Origin of the sequence: Deinococcus sp. YIM 77859 (genome assembly GCF_000745175.1) — a bacterium.
In the GTDB taxonomy this organism is placed as follows: Bacteria; Deinococcota; Deinococci; order Deinococcales; family Deinococcaceae; genus Deinococcus.
Genome location: NZ_JQNI01000002.1, coordinates 55,644 through 75,993, shown reverse-complemented (window position 1 = coordinate 75,993; position 20,350 = coordinate 55,644). Strand labels below are relative to the sequence as shown.

Sequence of the window (20,350 nt, the reverse complement as noted above, 5' to 3'; positions counted from 1 at the left end):
CGCTCGCCAGACCGTGTCTTGGGCGGCAGGAAGCGGCCTGACCGTGTGGTAGGGTGAGGGGTATGAAGAACACCTTCGCCGTCACCATGACGCTGCTGCTGGCGCTCACGCTGGGCGGCTCCTACGCCGGTTACCGCATCGCGACCACCCCGCACCACTCGGAGAATACCGCGGAAGAGGCGCACGGCGGGGCGGAGACAAGCTCGACGGTGGCGGGCGCGCCGGGAGACGACGTGGTGTCCAACCGGGAAGCGGCCGTGAACGCGGGCGAGGCCGAGCCGCTGGCGGCTCCCGGCGGAACCGGCCCGGGCTCGGTGCAGAACCAGAATGTCAATAACCTTCAGGCCGAGGCGGGCGGCCTCAATGCGGGGGTCAGCGACACGGTGCCCCAGACGGGGCTGGCGGCGGGCGGCGAGAACCCCACCGGCGAAACCACCGAGGTGGCCACGGGCGAACAGGCGGACGAGGGCGCCGAGCAGAGCGAAGCCGGTGTGAGCGGTGACGCCACGGTCTCGCCCACCGCGCAGGGCACCGAGGGCACTGAGCTCGGACAGACCGGCGCTTCCAACACCGAAAAGGCCCTGGCGGGCAGCCCCGGGGCCACCAACAGCCAGGCGGCCGCCGTCGCCAGCGCCACCAACGGGGATACCGGCGAGGGACAGGAAAAGTTTGCCGCGTCCTGCGCGGGCTGTCACGGGGCGCAGGCCCAGGGCGGCCTCGGCCCGGCCCTGGGAGGAGCGACCGGCCCCGGCAGCTGGATGGTGTCCGAGTTCGAGCGAGCGGTTCGCGAAGGCCATGCCCCCGACCGCGAGCTTGCGCCCACCATGCCCCGTTTTACCGAAGCGCAGCTCAGCGACGAGGACCTCGCGGACATCTACGCCTACCTGAAGTCGCTCTGAGCCGCCAGCTTCTGCCCCAGCCCGCCTGAAGGGGCGGGCTCTATGCTGGTGGGATGTTGCCCGGCCCGCTCCTCTCCACCGTCCTGCTGCCGACCCTGAACGCTGAGTTTGCGGCCGAGGTGGTCGCGGCGACGCCCGAGGCGCTGCCGAGCGCGGCGGCCCTCCTTGTTCCGCACGACGGACAACCGGTCGCGGACGTGCGGGACCGGCCCGACCGCTGGGCGCGGCTGAACCTGCTTGCGGGGGCGGTGCGGCGGGGCCTGCCCGTGCTTGCCTGGGGCAGCGGTGCGGCCCTGGCCGGGCGGGTGCTCGGCGCAGGTGTCCAGCTGGGTGGCGCGGCGGGCGAGTGGGCGAGGGCGCCGCGTGGCGCCCAGGTGCTCGCCTGGCGGGGCGAGTTGCCGCTGTTGTGGCGCGCGGGCCGCGTGACGGCCTGGGCGGACCCCACGCTGTCCGGCGAGGTGCGGGCGGCATTCCTGGCGGGCCTCGCGGAGACCACGGCCCGCGCCCCAGCCTCAGCGCTGGAGGCCGTGGGAGGAGAGGCGGCGCTGCGAGCGGTGCTCGCCGACTTCTACGCACGGGCCCGGGCCGATCCCCTGCTTGGCCCGATGTTTGCCGCACACGTGACCGATTGGGCGGCGCACCTAGACGGCGTGACCGCCTTCTGGGTGACGATGCTGGGCGGCGGAGCCGCGTGGCGCGGGAACCTGAACAGGATTCACGCGGGCCTCGGTCTTCGCGGCAAGCACCTCACGCGCTGGCTGGACCTGTGGCGCGAGGCGGCGCAGGCGCACCTTTCCCCCGACGCCGCCGCACTCCTTGTGGGGCGCGCAGAAACGATGGGCCAGCGGCTGGCTCAGGCCAAGCGGGGGAACGCTCCTCACCTCGGGCGCGTACCCTAGGGCGTATGGCCCTACGTCACATCCCCTTTCGCTCGAAAGACGACCCGCTTCCCGACGGCTTGACGCACCCTACCTGGGTCATTCTCGACGTGACCGGCGCCTACCCGGCGCGGCAGCCCGCCAGCCCCCTTCAGGCTCTCCTCCGGCGCGAGGAGACGCTCGAAGCGCTGGAAGCCCGTGTGGAGAAGCTGCGCGGCGCGGCCTGGCTGCACGGTGTCCTCGTGCGCATCTCGGAGTTTACGGCCTCGCCCGCAGCAGCCCACGCGGTTCGGCAGATCCTGGCGCGGCTGGCACAGAAGAAGCGGGTGGTGGCCTACCTGCCGCAGCTCACCATGACCAGCCTGCTGGCGGCGAGCGGCGCGCCGGAGATCGCAGCTCCCGAATCGGCGGACGTGATGGTGCTGGGCTTTGCCGCACAGCCGACCTTTGTGGGGGCCTTTCTCAAGAAGAACGGGATCGAGGTTGAGAACCTGCGCATCCGCGAGTACAAGGCGGCGCTAACCCGCTACTCGCAGGAGCGCATGGACGAGGCCAACCGCGAGCAGCTCACCGCCTACCTCAGCGACCTGGAGCGGGCTTGGGCGCTTGACCTCGCCGCGGCGCGTGGCGTGAGCGAGGACACCGCCCGCGCCTGGCTCAACGGAGACCTGACCAGCGCGCAGGCAGCTCGGGACGCGGGCCTCATCACCAAAGTCGCCTACGAGGATGAGCTCGTCGGGCCCGGAACGCGGCCCCTCGCGGCAGTGCTTGACCTGCTGCTCCCCAAAAAGACGAACGCGAAGGCTGGGCGAGTGGCCGTCGTGCCCGTGGTGGGCACCATCGTGCCCGGCAAGAGTAGACCCGGTTCGTTGCCCCTTCCCCTGCTGGGCGGGCCGCTGGCGGGGGCGGAGACCGTCGTTGCCGCCCTCAAGCGTGCCCAACAGGACGAGAAGACCAAGGCCATCGTGCTGTACGTGGACAGTGGCGGCGGTTCGGCCCTCGCGTCGGACCTGATCTGGCGCGAGGTCGCGACAAGCAAAAAGCCGGTGGTGGCCGTCATGGGCGAGTACGCGGCGAGCGGGGGCTACTACGTTCTTACGCACGCGCGGCACGTCGTCGCCAGCCCGTATACCCTCACGGGCAGCATCGGTGTGGTGAGCGGCAAACCCGTTCTGCGCGAGTTTAACGCCCGGCACGGCCTGAACCCCGAGCCGGTGGGCCGTGAGCGCGCCCTGATGTACAGTCCCGCTCGCCCCTTTACCGCCGAAGAACGTGCCCACGTGGAAAAGGGCATCGCCGAGGTGTATGACCGCTTCATCACCCGGGTGGCCGAGGGCCGCCGCCTGAGCAAGGCGCGTGTGGACGAACTCGGACGTGGCCGCATCTGGAGCGGCTTCGCTGCCCTTGAGCTCGGGCTGGTCGACGAACTCGGCGACCTGCGCGTCGGCATCGAGCGGGCCTGTGAACTCGCTGGCCTCCCCTATGACGCCCCCGTCTGGAACGCCGCCCCGGCCAAGACCGGCCCCCTCCCCGAGTTTGCCCGGGAGGCCGCCGACGCCGCTCGCCTGAGCGTGTGGCCCTTTGGCCGCGAACGGGTGCTGACGTGGTTCGATCAGGAAGTCAAGGTGAGGTAGAACCAACCTACCCTGAAGCGTTAATCTCCTTAATTTCAACCTCATTCCCCCCCCCCCCAGAAAACTTAATCTCTCCTCATCACCACAGTTTTGGAGGAAGGTTGTATGAAGAAGATCAGTGCAGTGTTGGCCGCTTTGATGTTGTCGTCTTTCCTGGGTGTGGCACAGGCTCGTGAAGAAGGGCCTAAGCCGGAGTGGTGCGGGGCAGGCAGTGAGTTTGTCTCCGCCGATCTCTTTGAACTCTGCTTCCGCTAAGCGAACGGGAGGTCTGTATGCAGATGGACTATCGGCTCCGTGACATGGCTTTTCGCCAGCAGTACCATGACGAACACGGTCTGTTTAGCTTGTGCCTCTACGACCCGGCCCTTCCCTCCGACCGTCCCCTCACGCTGCCCAGCCTGCGGGCGTTGCTCGTCCGGGTGGGAGGGCGGCTGCGGATGAACGCCTTGTCCCGTTGGACCCCCACACAGCCTGCTCTGGGCTGACCCCTCCCCAGACCCCACACCACGAGTGCCCGGACGTCAGGATTCGGCTTCCGGGCACTCGTGGTGTGTTCCGTTCAGGCGGTCGCCGCCTCGTACGCCGCAATCCCGCCCCGGATCACGTCCAGGCTGCTCTCCCAGAAGTCGGGCGCGTGCAGGTCGATGCCGAAGCGGGCGGCGAGGGAGCGGGGGTCCGCGAGGCCCGTGCTCGACAGCAACTCGTCGTAGCGGCGCTGGAAGTCGGCGGCCTCGCCGCGCTCCTTCGCCGCCTGGTACTGGGCGTACAGGCCCAGCCCGAACAGCAGCCCGAAGGTGTAGGGGTAGTTGTAGAAGCTCAGGCTGTAGTAGTGCGGCTTGACGGCCCACATGTAGGGGTGGGTGCTGGCCAGCGCGTCCCCGTACGTCTCGCGCTGCGCCCAGGTCATCAGCTCGCAGAACTCCTGCGGGGTGAGGTCGCGCTCCGAGCGCCGCTCGAACACGGCCCGCTCAAAGAGGAAGCGCGAGTGGATGTCTACGACGACCTGCGCATGCCCCAGCAGTTGCGTCTCGAGCACATAGAGGCGTTCCTCGCCTGCTGAGCGCTCCAGCGCCGCGTTCTGAACGATCGTCTCGCAGAAGATGGAGGCGGTCTCGGCCAGCGTCATCGGCGTCTCGCGTTGCAGCGGGGTACGCCGCGCCCTCAGGAGGTTGTGGTAGCCGTGCCCCAGCTCGTGCGCGAGGGTGGAGACGCTGTCGAGGCTGGGGTCGTGGTTCATCAGGATGCGGCTCTCGTCGCCCGCCCAAGCCATGCAAAAGGCCCCGCCCCGCTTGCCGTCACGCGGCCCGGCGTCGATCCAGCCCCCCGCAAAGGCGCGGGCGGCGTAGTCCCCCAGGTTGTCCGAGTACGCGCGGAACTGCTCCTCCACGAACCGGGTCCCGGCCTCGTACGTCCACTCGGTGTGCGAGCGGCCCACCGGCGCGAACAGGTCCCACCAGTCCAGCCGTGCCTTGCCCAGCGCCCGCGCCTTGGCCGCGAAGTAGCGCCGGAAGTCGGGAAAGGAGCGCACGACCGCCCCCTGCATGGCCTCCAGGGTCTCGCGGTCAATGCCGTGCGTGAGCAGGCTGGGGGCCACCGCATCGGAGAAGCCCCGGCGAGCGGCGAGGGTGCCTTCCTCCCCCTTGACCCCGTTGAGGGCGGCAGCCAGGACGACTTCGGCGCCTTCCCAGACCTTCAGCTCAGCCTCGTAGGCGTCCCGGCGTACACTCTCGTCGGGATCGGTCGCCAGGGCACGTAGGGCGGTCACGGGAAGGACTTGTCCCCGATACTCGCCGCGCAGTTGGCTGGACACGTTGCCGTGCAGCTTGGCCCAGCCGCCCGCCCCGCTGGGCCGCAGCCGGGCCGCGAGGTCTTCTTCTTCCGGGGTCATCTGGTAGCGTGCTCGCTCCGCGCTGCGGCGGATCAGGTGCTCGTGCTGACGGGCGACCTCCGACCCTTTCAGCAGCGCCTCCACGTCCTGCCCGCCCAGCCAGGCGGTCAGGCGCGAGCGCAGCGGTCCCAGCGGGAGGGTCAGGGTGGTCAGTTCGCCCATCTTCTGCTGGGCGAGGGCGTTGCGGCTGTCGGTGGTGACGAAGGCGGAGATAAAGCCCCGCAGCGCGGTCAGGCGGGTCATCAGCGCATTCAGGCCCCCCAACACGGCCTCCAGGCTCTGTGGGGTGGCGGCGGCACCGTCCTTGCGAACGCCGTGGCGGTCGAACGTCGCCTCCAGCGCGGCCACCTCCTCCCGCAGGGCGGCGAGGTCGGCTTCGAGACGGGGATCATGCAGGCCCGCGTACAGGTCGTCTGTGCGCCAGCGGGGAAGGTCTCTGAGGGGCAGGGTGGTCATGCCAGGCAGTCTAGCCCCCGCTCCACGCCGAACAGCCCTCCGCCAGATGGCCTAGCGGGAGGCGCGCCTAAAACAGCCGGTCGCGGCCCGCCGCCTTGGCCGAATACAGGCGGCTGTCAGCGAGGTGCAGGAGCACCGCCGGATCACTGCTCTCACCGGCATAGGCGATGCCCGCGCTCAGGGTGATGGGGGGCAAGCCGTCGAGCTTCAGAGCGCGGACAGCGTCCAGCGCCGCCGCCACCCGCGCCCGCGCCTCCTGTGCGGTACGGGCATGGAGAATCACCAAAAATTCCTCGCCGCCCCACCGCACCACAGCGTCTTCAGGGGGCAGCGCTCGGCGCAGGGTATGGGCCACGGCGACAAGCACCCGGTCTCCCTGGTGGTGCCCCAGGGTATCGTTGATCCGTTTGAAGTGGTCGAGGTCGAGAAGCGCCAGGGCCTGTGCGCCCGCCAGCCCGCCTGGCTGAGGAGAAGGCTGAGCCAGACGCCTCTTCAACACCTCGCTGCCCCAGCGCCGGTTGTAGATGCCCGTCAAGCTGTCGCGGTAGGCCAGTCCGCGCAGCGCTTCGCTCTGGGTGCGCTCGCGGCTAACCTCGTGCCCGTACACGCTGAGGTACCAGATGATGGGCAGCGTCAGGGCCGCCAGCAGGACGCCGGGCAGGTCCGGGCTACGCGAGGCCATATTCACCCCGGCGAGCAGCAGGGCAGCCGGGCCCGTCAGGAGCACCGCCGTCCGGGCCGGCAGCCACGCAAAGCTGAAGAGGGCCAGGATCACCAGGTGAATGAGCAGGGCCGAGGTGACGGGCCGGTGAGTGACGAGGACACTCAACAGGTTGAACAGGAACCAGGCGCTCAGAATGCCGATCACCAAACGTTGGAGCAAGGACAGCGGCACCCGGGACGAGAGCGACATGAGGAGCAGCAAAGCGCTCAAGACCAGCCCCAGCCCGACGGACCAACCCATCTGCCCAAAGTCAGGCTGCCCGCGCAGGTGAACAAACGACGTCAGCTCCACCAGCACACCCAGCAGCGCGACCCCGGACAGCAAGCGGCGCTGCTGCCGCTCTGCTGCGGGGACACGGTCCAGCTTGACCCGCCGGGGGCTCTTCATGTCCCTTCTAGGTTTAACAGATCGGCGACCAGGATGCCGCACAATCTAGCTCGGCAGTGGGGGAAGACGAAGGGGGGGCGGCGAAGAGGCCAGCCCCAGCACCCGCTCGGCGACGTTGACCAGGTGGTCTCCTAACCGCTCCAGGCTGCGGGCCATCCGGTGGGCGGTCAGGGCGACCTCCACGTCGTCGGGACGCTCGTGAAGTCGGGTGAGGCTGGCACGGAGCATCTGCTCGTACAGGGCGTCCACCTCCTCCTCGTCAAGGCGCATCACCTCGCGGGCAGCGGCAGCGTCGCGCTCGGCAAAGGCGTAGGCGAGCTTTTCGAGCATCTCCGAAAGCAGATTCACCAGGGGCAGCACGTCCTGAAGGGTGGCGCTGCGGGTGCGGGGGGCGAGCGCTTCCAGGTCGCGGGCCACCGTCAAGGCGTAGTCACCCACCCGCTCTAGGTTGGTGAGGCTGCGAAACACCATCAGGTGAAAGGCCAGCTCCTCGCCCGTGAGCGGCCCGGCAAAGGCGGCGAGGCAGGCGTCCTCCATCTCGCGCTCCAGCAGGTCGGTCTCGCGCTCCAGGGCCCGGGCCCGAGCGGTCAGCCCCGCGTACTCGGCGCGGCGAAAAGCGTCCCGCACGGCGCCGAGCTCCTCGAGCACGAGGCTCAGCATCCGCAGAAAGCGGGCCGTCAGGTGCAGGGTGCTGGCCTCACCAGGGCTCATAGCGGAAAGTATCCTAGCGGCTGGTGAGGGTGGAGTCAGGAACGGGCAGCCCCATCACGCGGCAAAACCCAGCCACGTCCGCGTACACGAAGGCACGCCAGCCTGCCGCCTGTGCCGCAGCCACGTTCTCGGCGCTGTCGTCCCAGAAGACGATCCGGGCCGAAGGCACACCCAGCCGCCGCGCCACCTCCGCGAAATACTCCGGGGCGGGCTTGCGGTGGCCGACCGCGTAGCTTGCAAAATGCCCGTTCACCAGGCGACCCAGCCCCACCTCATTCAGCAGGTGCTGGGTGCGGTGGGCCTCCTGGTTGGTGGCGAGGTGCACCCGCCAGCCCGCCGCACGCAGCGCCTCGACGGCGGCGATGAGGGGCAGGTTGGGGTGGCGCTCGGATTCCAGCCACTCGCGCAAAAAGGCCTGCGGCGACTGCGACCGGCCCAGCGACCGCAGGAATGCGGGGAGGTGCGTGAGCAGGTCCGCGCGCCCGGTGGACGCCTCCAGAAAAGGACCCAAGAAAAAGGCGCGGGCGGCCTCGGGATGCTCCCGCAGCAGCCGCGCCCCAAAGAATTCCGGGGGGGTGACCAGCACGCCGTCCACGTCGAGCAGCAACACGTCCTCTTGGGGGTTCACCAAGATGCTCCGGGGAAGCCCCGCCTTTAGGGCTGGGGAGGAACCGGAGCGCCGCGAAGCGGCCTAGGTTTTCACCAGCTCGCATGTTAAAACCCTTTCTGTGAAGTTGACGCTGACCGCCAAGCTCAAGCTGAACCACACCAGGGAGCAGAAAGCCGCCCTGGACGCGGTGACGTTGAGCTATCGGGACGCCCTCAACTACACGTCGCAAGTGGCCTTTGAGATGGGCAAAAGCTCCAACGCCGCCAAGATTCAGAAGGAGGTGTACGCCACCCTCCGGGAGCGGTTCGGGTTGGGCGCTCAGATGGCCTGCTCTGTCCCGCGCGCCGTTGGGGCGGCGTACAAGACCCTCTGGACGCGGGCGAAGCAAGCGAAGGCCGCACGGGAGCGCAACCCCAAAGCCCGCGGGTATAAGGGTCTCGACGCGCCGCCAAAGTTCGTCTCTCGCACCCTCAGCTACCAGTACGGGCGCGACTACTCGTTCAAGAGCGGCCAACGGGTGAGCATTTCCACGCTGCAAGGCCGCTTGGTGCTTTCCTACGAGGGGTACGCCAAGCACCTGGAATACATCGCACAAGGTGCTGAAGTCGGTGCGGGCAAGCTCTGGTACGACAAGCGCAAGAAGCAATACTTCTTGCTTGTCCCGCTGAGTATCGAACTCTCCGACCCGGAGCCTTCCACCCATACGCAGGTGGTGGGCGTGGACGTGGGGATGCGGTATTTCGCCGTGGCAAGCAGCACCTCCAATCAAGCCTTCTTCAAATCGGGCAAGGAGACGCTTCGCCAAGCGGAGCGGTACGCGAAAGCCCGCAAGTCGCTTCAGCAAAAAGGCACCCGTTCCGCCGTGCGCCGTCTTGTGGCGCTGTCGGGCCGGGAAAGACGGTTTATTGCTGATACCAACCACTCGCTTTCCGCCCAAATCCTTCGTTCCTTCCCCCAGGCTTTGATCGGCATCGAGGAACTGACCGGAGCGCGTGAACGCACCGAACGGCGCAGCCGGAAGGGCAGTTCCGAGAAGCAGAGGAAGGCGAACCGCCGCCGTGCCCGCTGGAGTTACGCCGAGTTGCTGGGCTTCCTGGCGTACAAAGCGCCGATTGTCGGGAGCGTGGTGGTCAAGGTGGACGCGCACTACACCTCGCAAACCTGCCCCCAATGCGGCCATTGCTCTCAGGGCAACCGGCCTCAAAAGGGACTGATGTTCGTCTGCGAGAGTTGCGGGTATTCGTTGCATGCCGACCTGGTGGGGGCAAGGAACGTGGGACTCAGGGCATTGCTGGTCCGGCAAGACTGGGCCAGCACGGGGTGTTTGTCATGCACCCCCAGTCGCCCCGAAAGCGCAGACCCGCACGCCGGGTCTGCTGGGCGAGATGTGTCGGACGCTGAAACCAAAGCTGAGCGCCTGCAAAGGTACTCGGAGTTGCGGTGGAGTCCAGACACAAGCCCCCGCCTTGAGGCGCGGGGTCATGACCCAAAGAGGGTAGCGCTAGCCGAAACGCCCGGTCACGTACGCCTCTGTCCGCTCGTCGCGCGGGCTGGTAAACAGCTGTTCTGTGGGACCGTGTTCGACCAGGTCGCCGTTCAGGAAAAAGGAGGTGGTGTCCGAGACCCGCGCGGCTTGGTGCATGTTGTGCGTCACAATCAGGATGGTTGTGACCTTTTTCAGCTCGGCCATCAGGTCCTCGATGCGGGCGGTGCTGGCGGGGTCGAGCGCGGAGGTCGGCTCGTCCATCAGCAGGAGTTCCGGCTCCACGGCGAGCGCGCGGGCGATACAGAGGCGCTGCTGCTGCCCACCCGAAAGCCCCGTTGCGGGCGTTTTCAGGCGGTCTTTGACCTCGTCCCAGAGAGCGGCGCCGCGCAGGGCCCGTTCGGCCACCGCCATGAGGTGCCGGCGGTCACGCACCCCCGCGAGCTTCAGGCCGCTCACCACATTGTCGAAGATGCTCATCGTGGGAAAGGGGTTGGGCTTCTGAAAGACCATGCCAATGCGGCGGCGCATGGCCACCGGGTCTACTCCACGCCCGTACACGTCCTCGCCGTCCAGCAGGATGCGGCCCGTGACCCGCGCTCCGGGCGTCAGGTCGTGCATGCGGTTGATCGCCCGCAGGAAGGTCGTCTTGCCGCAGCCTGAAGGGCCGATCAGGGCATTCACGGTGCCGCGCGCTACGGTCAGGTTCACGTTCCGCACCGCCGGCTTGTCGCCGTAGAAGATGCTCACGTCGTTCGCGCTGAGAAGGGGGGTCATATCGGGTCAGGCTCCTTTGGTTACTTCCGGCGGCTCACCCAGCGGGCCAGCAGGCTGGTCAGGAAAATCAAGGCGATGAGAAGCAGGGCTCCGGCCTTGGCAAGACGCTGGTTCTCGTCGTAGGCGCTGGTGGCCCCGCGGTAGATTTCCAGCGGCAGGGCGCTCATGGGCCGCGTGGGGTCAAAGGTCACGTTGGGGTTGCCGAACGCGGTAAACAGGAGGGGCGCGGCTTCTCCGGCGACGCGGGCGAGCGCCAGCATGACGCCCGTGACGATCCCCCCGGCGGCGGCCGGCAGCACGATGCTCAGGATCACCCGCCACTGCGGAAGCCCCAGGCTGAGCCCCGCCTCCCGAACGGTCTGCGGCACGAGCTTAAGCACCTCCTCGGTCGTGCGAACCACGATGGGCATCATCAAGAGTCCCAGGGCAAGCGCCCCCGCGAGGCCAGAGAAGCCGAAGTGAAGCACGATCAGCCCGTAGGCAACCAGCCCCATCACGATGGCGGGAATCCCAGCAAGCACGTCGCTGAGCATGCGAACGGTCGGCATCAGGGGGTGCCGGGGGTACTCCGCCAGGAAGATGCCCCCCGAGACGCCGATGAGCACGCCGATGACGCTGGCCAGCCCCAGCATGGTCAGGCTGCCGGTGATCGCATTCAGCAGGCCGCCGCCCGCCTCGCCCTCCGGGGCAGGGGTCTTGGTGAAGAAGTCGAGATTCATCGCGCCCAGGCCCTCGCGCAGCAGGTAGGCCACAATCAGGACGAGCGGGGCGACGACGAGCAGGGTGGCAAGCAGAATCAGCCCGCCCATCAGCCTGTTCTTGAGCCGCCGGGCCGGGCTCAGGCCGCGCTGAATGCGCGTGGGAACCACAGCAGCGGTGCGCATCACTGCAGCCCCCGTGGCGTGAGGCGGGCGATGACGATGCGGGCAACGAAATTCACCGCCACGCTGAGAAAAAAGAGACAGAGACCAAGCGCGACCACGCTGGAGCGGTGCAGCGCTTCCTGAGCGTCCCCGAACTGGTTGGCGATGACGGAGGCCAGCGTACTCGCATTGCCCCAGAGACTCTTCAGAAGTTCCTGGCTGTCACCGATCACCATCGCCACGGCGAGCGTCTCGCCCAGCGCTCGGCCCAGCGCCAGCAGCACGCCGCCCAGGATTCCGGCGCGGGCATAGGGCAGGACGGCCCCGGAGATCACTTCCCACTTCGTCGCTCCCAGCGCATACATCGCCTCCCGCTGGTCGGTGGGCACAAGCCGAATCACATCCCGCGCGACCGAGGCGGTATAGGGCAGGATCATCACCGTCAGGATGATGATGGCGAGGGCGAGCCCCCGCCCACTCGCGCCCGGCGGCACGAAAAAGCACTCGAGGTTCGTCTGTCCCTGCGCCCACAGCTCGTTGCAGCGGGTGATCAGCGCCGTGTTGTCCGGGTCGACGAAAAACGTGGTCTGCCACCGCCCCAGCACGGGCGCGATCACAAAGAGCGCCCACAGGCCGTACACGACGCTGGGCACGGCGGCGAGCAGCTCGATCAGGTAACCGATCGGGTTCGCCAGCCACCTCGGGGCGTACTCGGCCACAAAGAGCGCACTCGCCACCGCGAGCGGCACGCTGAGAACGAGCGCGGCCAGGCTGGTCACCAGCGTCCCCACGATCATCGAGGCCGCACCGAACACGCCCTCCACCGGGTTCCAGGTGCGCTCGGTGAAAAAGCGCCATCCAAAGGTGTGCAGCGCCCGCCAGGACTCGCGCCCCAGCTCGGTCACGCTCAGCACGAACACCAGCACGATCACCGAGGCGAGCACCAGGATCAGGGCTTGAAAGGCGCGGTCACTCCGGCTGGAGAGAGCAGCGGGTGTGGGTGGGCGGCGAACAGGTTCACTCATGGACGTATGACCTCGCAGGCGCAGTACACCGCGGAAGCGTCAGGGGCAGGTCAGGCACACGGCACCAGGGCCACACGAGAAAGGGCGGCCTTCCCTCCTGGGAGCCGCCCCACGCGGAAGGTCCTGGCGCTAGAGCCTCTTGCCGCCGTAGGTCATCGAGCCGATGATGCTTCGCGCCTTGCTCACCACATTGGCGGGCAGCCGCGCGTAGTCGAGGCCCTCGTTGTACTCCTGGCCTTCGGTGACCATCCAGGTGAGGAGGTTCTTGAGGGCTTTTGCCTGCGCCTCCGTGCGGTTACCGTACTTCTGATCCTGATAGAAGATCACGTAGGTGAAGCTGGCGATGGGGTAGGCGTCGGCGTTCGCGCTGTTCGTGAGGCTCACCCGGGTATCGGCGGGAATCACGACGCCCCTGGCGGCGGCGCTGGCGGGGCCGTTGTCGGCAAGCACGAACTTCCCGGCGCGGTTCTGCACGCTGCCGAAGGGGAGCTTATTTTGCTTGGCGTACACCAGTTCCACGTACCCGATCGCGCCGGGCGTGCTCTTGACGACGCCCGCTACCCCGTCGTTGCCCTTGGCGCCGGTGCCCACAGGCCACTGCAGGCTATTCCCCACGCCGACCCGGCTCTTCCACTCGGAAGAAACCTTGCTGAGGTAGTCAGAAAAGACGTAGGTGGTTCCTGACCCGTCGCTGCGGCGGGCGACGGTGATGGGGAGCGGAGGCAGGGTCACGCCGGGGTTGAGCGCCGTGATGGCCCGGTCGTTCCAGGTTTTAATCTTGCCCAGGTAGATGTCGGCAAGCACCCGGCCAGTAAACTTGAGGGGCTGGGTGACGCCGGGAACGTTGTAGGCGGGCACCACGGCCCCAATCGCCGTCGGCACGTGCAGCAGCTTGCCGGGCGCGGCCCGCAGCGCCTCGTCACTCATGGGGTTATCGCTTCCGGCAAAGTCCACGGTGCGCTCGGTGATCTGCTTCTGCCCCGCGCCGCTGCCGACCGACTGGTAGTTCACGTCTACCCCGGTCGCCTTTTTGTACTCGGCGAACATCTTGGAGTAGAGGGGATAGGGAAAGCTTGCTCCTGCTCCCGTCAGGCTCTGCGCGGCGGCGCTGCCAGCAGTCATCAGGGCCAGGCCCAGCACGAGGGTCTTCTTCATGCCTCATAGGGTGGAGGCCGCCTGTCAGGCGCACGTCACTGCTGTGTCAGGAAAAGGTCAGGCGCTCACTCAAAGAGGGGCAGATGGCCGAGCGCGGTCACGTCCGGGCGCTCCTGTCCCTCCGTAAAGACGGCGACGACCGCTGCGACCTCGCCACCGACCTCCTCGATGATCTGCCGCAGGGAGTGCAGCGTGCCGCCGCTCGACACCACGTCATCCACGATGGCGACCTTCTTCCCGCGGATCTTGGGGACGTCGAAGCCGTCAAGCACCAGCAGTTGGGGTCGGCCGGTGGTGATGCTCACGACCTCGCGCGCGATGGGGTCCACCATGTAGGGCTTCTGGGTCTTGCGAATCACGATGTAGGGCTTGCCGCTCTCGCGGCTGATGACGTGGGCGAGCGAGAGCGCCTTGACCTCCGGCGTAACCAGCACGTCGATGCCTTCGGGGAGGCGGCGGGCCAGCTCACGCCCGGCGGCCTCCGTCACCTCGGTGTCGCCCAGCATGTTAAAGAGGGCCACGCTGACGCCAGGAGCAACCGGCACCACCGGCAGTTCGCGCGTCACGTTCCCGACCTCGACCTTGTACGTTCTCACGGGCACGAGTCTACCCCCTTGGCCCGGCGCTCAGCCCTGCGGCTCCACCCCGGGCGCGCGGTAGGGCACGACCTCGGCCACCCCCCGGTCATTCAGCCGGGCGATCAACCCCGCCGCCTCCCAGTAGGCCAGGCCGCCGTCCAGCGCCACGCACTGTCCGCCCGCGTAGACCACCGGGGCGAGCGGGGCGACGGGCTCGGCCTCCTCCTGCCCGATCAGCAGCGGAATGGGGGTATGCCCGTGCGCGAGCCACTGACCGCCAAAGGTCCTCAGGAGCCGCCGGGCCGCCTCCGCTCCCCCCACGTCCGCAAAGGCGAGGCGATCTGCAAACGCGCTCGCAAAGTGGCCCCAGACTTCGGGCCGAGGGCTCTGAAGAAGGCGCGCGACGTGCGCATTCACCATATCCACGCTCCCGCCCAGGTGCAGGTACAGGGTGGAGTCGGCATGCAGCAGCAGCCAGCGCCCCACGCGGGCCAGGGCTGGCCGCCTCTCCAACCATGCCCGGTCAGCGGGCTCCAGGCGAGCTGCATCGTGGAGCTGCCCCCCGTTTGACAGCCAGTACTCGCGAAAGCCGTAGCGGTCCGGTTCGCCTGCGGCCCCAAAGCGCAGGGCGGCCAGGAACATCACCTCGTGGTTCCCCAGCAGCGCCGTCACCTGTCCGCCTGCCGCTCGCGCCCCCACCTCCAGTCTGCGAATGAGCCGGATGACGCCCGCCCCATCCGGCCCGCGGTCCAGATAGTCCCCCAGAAAGACGAGGTGCGCCGCGCCCCCTCGCCAGCGGTCCTCCGCGTCGGTCAGGCCCGCGTCCTGAAGCAGCCCGCGCAACTTGCCCAGGGCGCCGTGAACGTCGGCCATCACCCACAGCCGGTCGGTGGCCAGCGTCACGGCTCCTCCCCGAGGGCTCCCCTACCGTGAGGCCGATCTCGTTCGTCGTGACGGCAGCGGCACAGCTCCCTCCCTGCCCCGGCGAGGCCGGGCCGCTGCGGCACTCCGGCGAGCACGCTCATGGGCTGTCTTCGTCGTCTCCGCCGCCGTCCGTGTCCTCGTTGCGCTCCTGCTGCCGGGCGTCCGGCTTCGCGCCGGGGAGGGCGCGCCAACTCGTCATTCGGTCGCTGATGTCCTGCTGAAGACGGCGCACGTTGCCCTCCATGCGGGCCCTTGCCGCCTCCAGCTTGTGCCGCAGCCGCATGATCTCCTCGACGCCCGCCAGGTTGACGCCCAGCTCCTGGGTGAGGCGGCGAATCTCGCGCAGGTGCTCGATGTCGCGCTCCGAGTACAGCCGCGTCTTGCCGCTGCTGCGCCCCGGGCGGATGAGCTGCTTGCGCTCGTAGAGCCGCAGGGTCTGCGGGTGCATGTCCACCAACTCGGCGGCGATGCTGATGACATAGACGGGCCGGTCCTTGGGATCGACCTTGCCATCCGGAGCGGGCAGCGCGGGAGGCGCCGCGCGTTCGCGCAACTCGTCCTCCAGCCGCTCAATCTCGGCCTCGAACTCGCCCTGGAGGTCGTCGAGTTCGCGCTGGAGCCGCATGACCTCCTCGACGCCCGCCAGGTTGACGCCCAGCTCCTGGGTGAGGCGGCGAATCTCGCGCAGGTGCTCGATGTCGCGCTCCGAGTACAGCCGCGTCTTGCCGCTGCTGCGCCCCGGGCGGATCAGACCCTTGCGCTCGTAGAGCCGCAGCGTCTGCGGATGCATGTCCACCAGCTCGGCGGCGACCGAGATCACGTAGACGGGGCGTTGCTTGGAATCCGCAGGCATACCTTGTTTGAGTATACGGGAAGCAAGGATTTTGAAGGTGGCGAAAGGTGAAGTTGGTGGAGGCGCGAACAGACCCGGTGCCCCTCCCACCCCCGCTATCATCCCTCCATGACCTCAACCGCCGATCTCGCTGCCCTCCATCAACGCCAGGACGCCGAACGCGAACTGTTCGAGCTGCTGCGCATTCCCAGCGTGAGCGCGGACCCCGCGTACGGGGCGGATGTGGCGCGGGCGGCCGCCTTTCTGCGCGACAAGCTGGCGGCGCTCGGCTTCAAGGCGCGGGTGGACCAGACCGCCGGGCATCCCGTGGTGTATGCCGAGCGGCAAGACGCCCCCGGCAAGCCCACGGTGCTGATCTACGGGCACTACGACGTGCAGCCCGAAGCGCCCCTGGAGGAATGGGTGACGCCGCCCTTCGAGCCCACCGTGCGTGAGGGACGCGTCTATGCCCGCGGTGCGACGGACGACAAGGGGCAGGCGTACGCACACGTGCGCGGCACAGAACTGCTCCTCCAGGCCGGGCCGCTCCCGGTGAATGTGAAGTTTCTGCTCGAGGGCGAGGAGGAGATCGGCAGCCCCAACCTGGAAGCGTACCTGCGCGAGCACGCCCAGGAGTTGAAGGCAGATGTCATCGTGATTTCCGACGGCAGCCGCTTCGCGCCGGACGTGCCCACCGTCACCTACGGGCTGCGGGGCCTGAGCTACGTGGAGATTCACGTCCAGGGCGCGAACCGTGACCTCCACAGCGGCAGCTACGGCGGGGCCGCCCCCAACCCCATCCATGCCCTCTGCCAGATCATCTCCCGGCTCAAGGACGAGCAGGGCCGAATCACCATTCCCGGCTTCTACGACGGCGTGGAGGAGCCCACGCCTCAGGAGCGGGAGATGTGGGCCAAACTCCCGCACAGTGACGAGGCATTCGCGAGGTCCATCGGCGTGCCGGCCCTCCCCGGCGAGGCGGGCTACAGCACCCTCGAACGCCTCTGGGCGCGGCCTACGCTGGACGTCAACGGCATCTGGGGCGGCTACCAGGGCGAGGGCAGCAAGACGGTGATTCCCGCAAAGGCCGGGGCAAAAGTTTCTATGCGCCTGGTGCCCGGCCAGGACCCCGAGCGCATCACCCGTCTCGTCCAGGAGTACGTCCCCACCCTCGCGCCCCAGGGCGTGCAGGTCGAGGTCAGGGCCCTGCACGGCGGCCAGCCCGTCAAGGTGGACCTCGACTCGCCCTACGTCCAGGCCGCTGACCGCGCCCTGAGGCGTGTGTACGGCAAGCCCGCCGCCTTCGCCCGCACGGGCGGCAGCATCCCCATCGTGGCGGCTTTTCGTTCCCTCCTGGGCGCGCCCGTTCTGCTGGTGGACTTCGGCCTGAATGAGGACGCCCCTCACTCCCCGAACGAGAGCTTTGCCCTGGAGGACTATCACAACGGGATTCTGACGAGCGCGTATCTGCTGCAGGAGCTCGGGAAGTGACGGAAGGGGAGGAAACCCGGGCCCTTTTCGTCCCCTGCTCATCCCTCCCCATAACGGGTGCGGAGCGCCCATGAGGCTCGGCTTCCTCGCCTCCCACGGGGGCAGCGCCGCCCGCTTTCTGACGGGGGCGTGCCGGGATGGCCGGCTGGACGCCGTGCCGCTCGCGCTGGCCAGCAACAACAGCGGCAGCCCCGCGCTGGCCTGGGCGCGGGAGGCGGGGCTCAGAACGGCACACCTCAGCAGCGTGAAGTACCCCGATCCAGACGCGCTGGACGCCGCCATCGCAGACTTTCTGCAAGAGGCGGGGGTAGACACCCTCGTCCTCAGCGGGTACATGAAGGCGCTGGGGCCGCGAGTGCTTTCGGCCTACGCGGAACGGCTTCTCAACGTTCACCCCAGCCTGCTGCCTCGGCACGGCGGGCGCGGCATGTACGGTGACCGGGTGCATGAGGCGGTGCTGGCCTCCGGGGATGCGGAGTCGGGCGCGACCGTTCACCTCGTCACTGCCGGAATCGACGAGGGACCGGTGCTGGCACAACGCAGGGTGCCCGTGCTGCCGGGGGACACGGTCGCCACCCTCAAGGCACGGGTGCAGGCGGTCGAGGGGGAATTGCTGCTTCAAGCCCTGCGGGGGCTCGCCTGAAGGGCGAGGTCCAGGCCCTGCCCCACCCCAGGCCCGCACCGCCCTACCGGTTCGCGGCCCGATAGGCCTCCACGAACTCGTTCAGCAGCAGGCGCGTCACCTCCAGGAGGCGGCCCTGCAGCGCCTCTCCCTCGAGGGAGGTCACGCCGAACCCGTGCTTCTGCCAGAGCACCGGCGCGGCCCTTGGCCCATCAGCCAGGGCATAAGCCGTCACGAACACCACGTAGCCCCGGTTGACCGAACTGCCGGACAGCGGCACCCGTACCTTGACCGCGACGTAGGCGCTGCCCGGCGTCCCGTCCAGGCACGACGTTCCGGGAACCAGCACGCCCTCTGCCTGCAACGTCGTCTCCACCCGTTGGGCAAGCCGCTGCGCCGTGTCGTCCGGCAGAAAGTGTCTCGCATCCTCCACCGAGGCAGAACCTTCGACGCCTGGGGTGCAGAAGACCACACCGCCCAGCGAGGGAACGCCGGGTTCAGCGGCGGTTGTCATACTCAGGAGGGCAAATCCGGCAGCGATCCCCCGTCTTGCGGTCATGGAAACCTCCGCTGCCATTGTGCGCCTCGGGGCGACTGCCGTGTTCCTGGTGCAGGGCCAGGGAAGGCGACGACTTTTTTCCTTGTTGCCGCCGCCGCTTTCCGGTTGCAATTCCTCGGCGCCTCCGCTACTCTGCTGGGCGCTGGAACGGTGCCCGAGTGGTTGAAGGGGCACGCCTGGAAAGCGTGTATACGGGCAACCGTATCGAGGGTTCGAATCCCTCCCGTTCCGCCACTCAGAGGGCCGCTCACACACCCGGGGCGGCCCTCTTCCCCGTATGCTGGGGTATGGCCTCCGAGCTGGAGACCTTCTTGCGGCTGCTTCCCCTGGCGTTCCTCTTGGGGTTCGGGGGAGCAGGGGTGCTGGCCGCGCGGGAGGCCCGGCAGACCGGGTCACCCGCGGCGGTGTGGCGGGCGGGGACGTGGCTGGCGCTGGCCGCTGCGTGTGTGCCCCTGGTCACCGCTGCGCTCCTCCGCGGCAGCGAGACGGTCAACGCCGATGTGCTGCTTGCCCTGCTTGCCCTCAGCGCCCTGCTCTACCTGCCCGCCGCGCGCCGCACGCTGCGGGAACGCGGGGGAGAGCCCACCGCCGGGCTGCTGCTGTGGCCGCTCGCCTTTCTGCTGCTGGTGCTTCCCTGGATCGGGGTCATTCTGGGGTACGTGCTGGGCTAGGGCTCAGCCACCGGCGCACTCGCCAGGCGCTCACCAGCGGCAGCAGCGCCAGCACGGCACAGGCGTGGGCGAGAATGGAAAAGCCCGCGTGGGCGATCACCAAGCCGCCCAGCAGAGTCCCGGCGCCCGCCGCGACGTACCCGAGACCATCGGTCACGCCCTGCGCGGCAGGAAAGCGCGCGAGGGCCTTGCTGCCGGTGACAAAGGCGAGGTTCCAGCCCAGGCCCAGCAGAAACATGCTGACGCCAAGCACCGTGGCGCCGGGGAGCGGCGCCGTGAGAGCGGCTGCCAGCAGCAGCGCGGCGCCGCCCCCATAGCCGAAGCTCAGGCCCAGGCGGTCAACGAGAGGGCCAGTCAGCCAGCCCAGGGCGAACATGCCCGCGATATGCCCGCTGATCAGGGCCGCGACCCCGCCGTGATCCATTCCTGCGTGGTGGGCGCGCAGGGGCGTGAGGCTCATCAGGGTCACCATCAGGCCCTGGGCAGTGGCGAGGGCGAGGGCCGTGGAGCGCACACCCGGCACGGCGAAAGCCGCGCGTAGGGAGAGCTTGGTGCTCGTCCCCGCCTGCGCCGGAGTGCCCAGCGGCCGCCAGAAGAGCATCAGCAGGGCAGCGGTCCCCAACAGCCCCGCTCCGACGAGCCAACCGCCGATTTCAGGGGCAGTGCCCAGGCGCGCACTCAGGCGCTCAACCGCCCCCGAGAAGCCGGTGATCAGCACCGCCCCCACAACGCTCATCAGCATCAGCAGGCCCAGGGCCGTGCCGCGTCTTGCTTCGGGAACGCTCTCGGCGGCGGCGTAGCGCGCCTGCTGGTAGCCCCCCTGCGCCGCCCCCAGCAGAGCTGTCCCCAGCAGGAAGAGGGGCAGCAGGGCCGCCCGCGCGCCCAGAAAGCCCAGCCCCGCCCCCAAGGCACCCAGCGCAAAGGCCGCCGCCAGCCCTGCCCGCCGCCCCCGCGCCAGCATCAGCGCCCCGAAGAAGCCCGCCGAGAGGGCCGCCGAACCGCTGATCAGGGTAGCCGGCACCCCCGAAAGGTCCTCGCGCCCCAGGCCGCTCATCACCAGGGAGGCGAGAATGGTGCTGACGTTCGCTGCGCCGGTCGCCAGGGCCTGCGCCCCGTACAGGGGTGCAAGCCGCCCCAGCGGCAGGGCGGGGACCGACGAAAGGGCGCGCGTTTGGGTACTCAC

The 20,350-nt window shown here is 68.6% G+C and carries 21 protein-coding genes, 1 tRNA gene and 1 pseudogene; 10 read left to right on the top strand and 13 right to left on the bottom strand.

The window, feature by feature from the left end:
* Positions 1-62 precede the first annotated feature (62 nt).
* The 5 genes from EI73_RS15535 (at position 63) to EI73_RS00520 (ending at position 3,896) form a co-directional block, all read left to right on the top strand.
* Positions 63-899, top strand: a complete 837-nt coding sequence (locus EI73_RS15535; RefSeq protein WP_051935349.1) for a cytochrome c — start codon at positions 63-65, stop codon at positions 897-899.
* A 53-nt stretch (positions 900-952) separates the two neighbouring features.
* Complete coding sequence (locus tag EI73_RS15530) at positions 953-1,798, top strand: group III truncated hemoglobin (RefSeq protein ID WP_051935348.1); 846 nt, start codon at positions 953-955, stop codon at positions 1,796-1,798.
* A 5-nt stretch (positions 1,799-1,803) separates the two neighbouring features.
* Positions 1,804-3,411 (top strand): S49 family peptidase, encoded by a 1,608-nt coding sequence (locus EI73_RS00525; protein ID WP_034383066.1) that lies wholly within the window; start codon positions 1,804-1,806, stop codon positions 3,409-3,411.
* Between the two features lie 105 nt (positions 3,412-3,516).
* The gene (locus EI73_RS16165; RefSeq protein WP_156103423.1) at positions 3,517-3,666 is read left to right on the top strand and encodes a hypothetical protein; all 150 of its coding nucleotides are present in this window, start codon (positions 3,517-3,519) and stop codon (positions 3,664-3,666) included.
* Between the two features lie 17 nt (positions 3,667-3,683).
* Complete coding sequence (locus EI73_RS00520) at positions 3,684-3,896, top strand: hypothetical protein (RefSeq protein ID WP_034383064.1); 213 nt, start codon at positions 3,684-3,686, stop codon at positions 3,894-3,896.
* A 74-nt stretch (positions 3,897-3,970) separates the two neighbouring features.
* Here the strand turns inward: EI73_RS00520 and EI73_RS00515 are convergent, their stop codons facing one another.
* From EI73_RS00515 to EI73_RS15520, 4 genes are all read right to left on the bottom strand, one after another.
* On the bottom strand, positions 3,971-5,755 hold the full coding sequence (locus EI73_RS00515; protein ID WP_034383062.1) for a M3 family oligoendopeptidase: 1,785 nt from the start codon (positions 5,753-5,755) through the stop codon (positions 3,971-3,973).
* A 67-nt stretch (positions 5,756-5,822) separates the two neighbouring features.
* Positions 5,823-6,866, bottom strand: coding sequence for a diguanylate cyclase (locus EI73_RS15525; RefSeq protein WP_051935347.1), 1,044 nt, complete (start codon positions 6,864-6,866; stop codon positions 5,823-5,825).
* 45 nt (positions 6,867-6,911) lie between these two features.
* The gene (locus EI73_RS00505; protein ID WP_051935346.1) at positions 6,912-7,577 is read right to left on the bottom strand and encodes a phosphate uptake regulator PhoU; all 666 of its coding nucleotides are present in this window, start codon (positions 7,575-7,577) and stop codon (positions 6,912-6,914) included.
* Between the two features lie 13 nt (positions 7,578-7,590).
* Positions 7,591-8,205: an HAD-IA family hydrolase gene (locus EI73_RS15520; protein ID WP_051935345.1), complete on the bottom strand. Its 615-nt coding sequence runs from the start codon at positions 8,203-8,205 to the stop codon at positions 7,591-7,593.
* Positions 8,206-8,305: 100 nt separating this feature from the next.
* On the opposite strand from EI73_RS15520, the pseudogene EI73_RS15805 reads away from it, so the two are divergent.
* Positions 8,306-9,454, top strand: a pseudogene (locus EI73_RS15805) (RNA-guided endonuclease InsQ/TnpB family protein); the annotation flags it as partial.
* Between the two features lie 234 nt (positions 9,455-9,688).
* On the opposite strand, the gene pstB reads toward EI73_RS15805, so the two are convergent.
* From pstB to hspR, 7 genes are all read right to left on the bottom strand, one after another.
* Positions 9,689-10,447 carry a phosphate ABC transporter ATP-binding protein PstB gene (pstB, locus tag EI73_RS00495; RefSeq protein WP_034383060.1) on the bottom strand — a complete coding sequence of 253 codons (759 nt, stop codon included), beginning with the start codon at positions 10,445-10,447 and terminating at the stop codon, positions 9,689-9,691.
* A gap of 20 nt (positions 10,448-10,467) precedes the next feature.
* A complete protein-coding gene (gene pstA / locus EI73_RS00490; protein WP_034383058.1) occupies positions 10,468-11,331 on the bottom strand; it encodes a phosphate ABC transporter permease PstA in 864 nt (287 codons plus the stop codon).
* On the bottom strand, positions 11,331-12,335 hold the full coding sequence (gene pstC / locus EI73_RS00485) for a phosphate ABC transporter permease subunit PstC (protein ID WP_034383056.1): 1,005 nt from the start codon (positions 12,333-12,335) through the stop codon (positions 11,331-11,333). The genes pstA and pstC overlap by 1 nt, the downstream gene beginning before the upstream one ends.
* A 129-nt stretch (positions 12,336-12,464) precedes the next feature.
* Positions 12,465-13,490 carry a phosphate ABC transporter substrate-binding protein PstS gene (pstS, locus tag EI73_RS00480; RefSeq protein WP_034383055.1) on the bottom strand — a complete coding sequence of 342 codons (1,026 nt, stop codon included), beginning with the start codon at positions 13,488-13,490 and terminating at the stop codon, positions 12,465-12,467.
* 65 nt (positions 13,491-13,555) lie between these two features.
* A complete protein-coding gene (locus EI73_RS00475; protein ID WP_034387385.1) occupies positions 13,556-14,086 on the bottom strand; it encodes a phosphoribosyltransferase family protein in 531 nt (176 codons plus the stop codon).
* Between the two features lie 30 nt (positions 14,087-14,116).
* Positions 14,117-14,971, bottom strand: coding sequence for a metallophosphoesterase (locus EI73_RS00470; protein WP_231557245.1), 855 nt, complete (start codon positions 14,969-14,971; stop codon positions 14,117-14,119).
* A 118-nt stretch (positions 14,972-15,089) separates the two neighbouring features.
* Entirely contained in the window at positions 15,090-15,845 is a 756-nt protein-coding gene (gene hspR / locus EI73_RS00465) for a heat shock protein transcriptional repressor HspR, fused homodimer type (RefSeq protein ID WP_034383054.1), read from the bottom strand.
* Positions 15,846-15,953: 108 nt separating this feature from the next.
* Between hspR and EI73_RS00460 the strand changes: the two genes are divergently transcribed.
* Together EI73_RS00460 and EI73_RS00455 are read left to right on the top strand one after the other, a co-directional pair.
* Entirely contained in the window at positions 15,954-17,315 is a 1,362-nt protein-coding gene (locus EI73_RS00460) for a dipeptidase (protein WP_034383052.1), read from the top strand.
* 70 nt (positions 17,316-17,385) lie between these two features.
* On the top strand, positions 17,386-17,958 hold the full coding sequence (locus EI73_RS00455) for a phosphoribosylglycinamide formyltransferase (protein WP_034383050.1): 573 nt from the start codon (positions 17,386-17,388) through the stop codon (positions 17,956-17,958).
* A 43-nt stretch (positions 17,959-18,001) separates the two neighbouring features.
* On the opposite strand, the gene EI73_RS00450 is transcribed toward EI73_RS00455, so the two are convergent.
* Positions 18,002-18,496: a hypothetical protein gene (locus tag EI73_RS00450; protein WP_156103422.1), complete on the bottom strand. Its 495-nt coding sequence runs from the start codon at positions 18,494-18,496 to the stop codon at positions 18,002-18,004.
* A 144-nt stretch (positions 18,497-18,640) separates the two neighbouring features.
* Between EI73_RS00450 and EI73_RS00445 the strand changes: the two genes are divergently transcribed.
* Both EI73_RS00445 and EI73_RS00440 read left to right on the top strand, forming a co-directional pair.
* Positions 18,641-18,730, top strand: a tRNA-Ser gene (locus EI73_RS00445).
* Positions 18,731-18,783: 53 nt separating this feature from the next.
* Complete coding sequence (locus EI73_RS00440) at positions 18,784-19,167, top strand: hypothetical protein (protein ID WP_034383046.1); 384 nt, start codon at positions 18,784-18,786, stop codon at positions 19,165-19,167.
* Here EI73_RS00440 and EI73_RS00435 read toward each other — a convergent pair.
* On the bottom strand, positions 19,142-20,350 hold the full coding sequence (locus EI73_RS00435) for an MFS transporter (RefSeq protein WP_231557244.1): 1,209 nt from the start codon (positions 20,348-20,350) through the stop codon (positions 19,142-19,144). The two genes, EI73_RS00440 and EI73_RS00435, sit on opposite strands and share 26 nt — an antisense overlap.

Coding starts and splice junctions, on each gene's coding strand:
- EI73_RS00515 (WP_034383062.1), bottom strand. CDS start 5,755: ATGACCACCCTGCCCCTCAGAGACCTTCCCCGCTGGCGCACAGACGAC.
- EI73_RS15530 (WP_051935348.1), top strand. CDS start 953: ATGTTGCCCGGCCCGCTCCTCTCCACCGTCCTGCTGCCGACCCTGAAC.
- hspR (WP_034383054.1), bottom strand. CDS start 15,845: ATGCCTGCGGATTCCAAGCAACGCCCCGTCTACGTGATCTCGGTCGCC.
- EI73_RS16165 (WP_156103423.1), top strand. CDS start 3,517: ATGAAGAAGATCAGTGCAGTGTTGGCCGCTTTGATGTTGTCGTCTTTC.
- pstB (WP_034383060.1), bottom strand. CDS start 10,447: ATGACCCCCCTTCTCAGCGCGAACGACGTGAGCATCTTCTACGGCGAC.
- EI73_RS15535 (WP_051935349.1), top strand. CDS start 63: ATGAAGAACACCTTCGCCGTCACCATGACGCTGCTGCTGGCGCTCACG.
- EI73_RS15525 (WP_051935347.1), bottom strand. CDS start 6,866: ATGAAGAGCCCCCGGCGGGTCAAGCTGGACCGTGTCCCCGCAGCAGAG.
- pstC (WP_034383056.1), bottom strand. CDS start 12,335: ATGAGTGAACCTGTTCGCCGCCCACCCACACCCGCTGCTCTCTCCAGC.
- EI73_RS00505 (WP_051935346.1), bottom strand. CDS start 7,577: ATGAGCCCTGGTGAGGCCAGCACCCTGCACCTGACGGCCCGCTTTCTG.
- EI73_RS00525 (WP_034383066.1), top strand. CDS start 1,804: ATGGCCCTACGTCACATCCCCTTTCGCTCGAAAGACGACCCGCTTCCC.
- EI73_RS00460 (WP_034383052.1), top strand. CDS start 15,954: ATGACCTCAACCGCCGATCTCGCTGCCCTCCATCAACGCCAGGACGCC.
- EI73_RS00520 (WP_034383064.1), top strand. CDS start 3,684: ATGCAGATGGACTATCGGCTCCGTGACATGGCTTTTCGCCAGCAGTAC.
- EI73_RS00440 (WP_034383046.1), top strand. CDS start 18,784: ATGGCCTCCGAGCTGGAGACCTTCTTGCGGCTGCTTCCCCTGGCGTTC.
- pstS (WP_034383055.1), bottom strand. CDS start 13,490: ATGAAGAAGACCCTCGTGCTGGGCCTGGCCCTGATGACTGCTGGCAGC.
- EI73_RS00455 (WP_034383050.1), top strand. CDS start 17,386: ATGAGGCTCGGCTTCCTCGCCTCCCACGGGGGCAGCGCCGCCCGCTTT.
- pstA (WP_034383058.1), bottom strand. CDS start 11,331: ATGCGCACCGCTGCTGTGGTTCCCACGCGCATTCAGCGCGGCCTGAGC.
- EI73_RS00450 (WP_156103422.1), bottom strand. CDS start 18,496: ATGACCGCAAGACGGGGGATCGCTGCCGGATTTGCCCTCCTGAGTATG.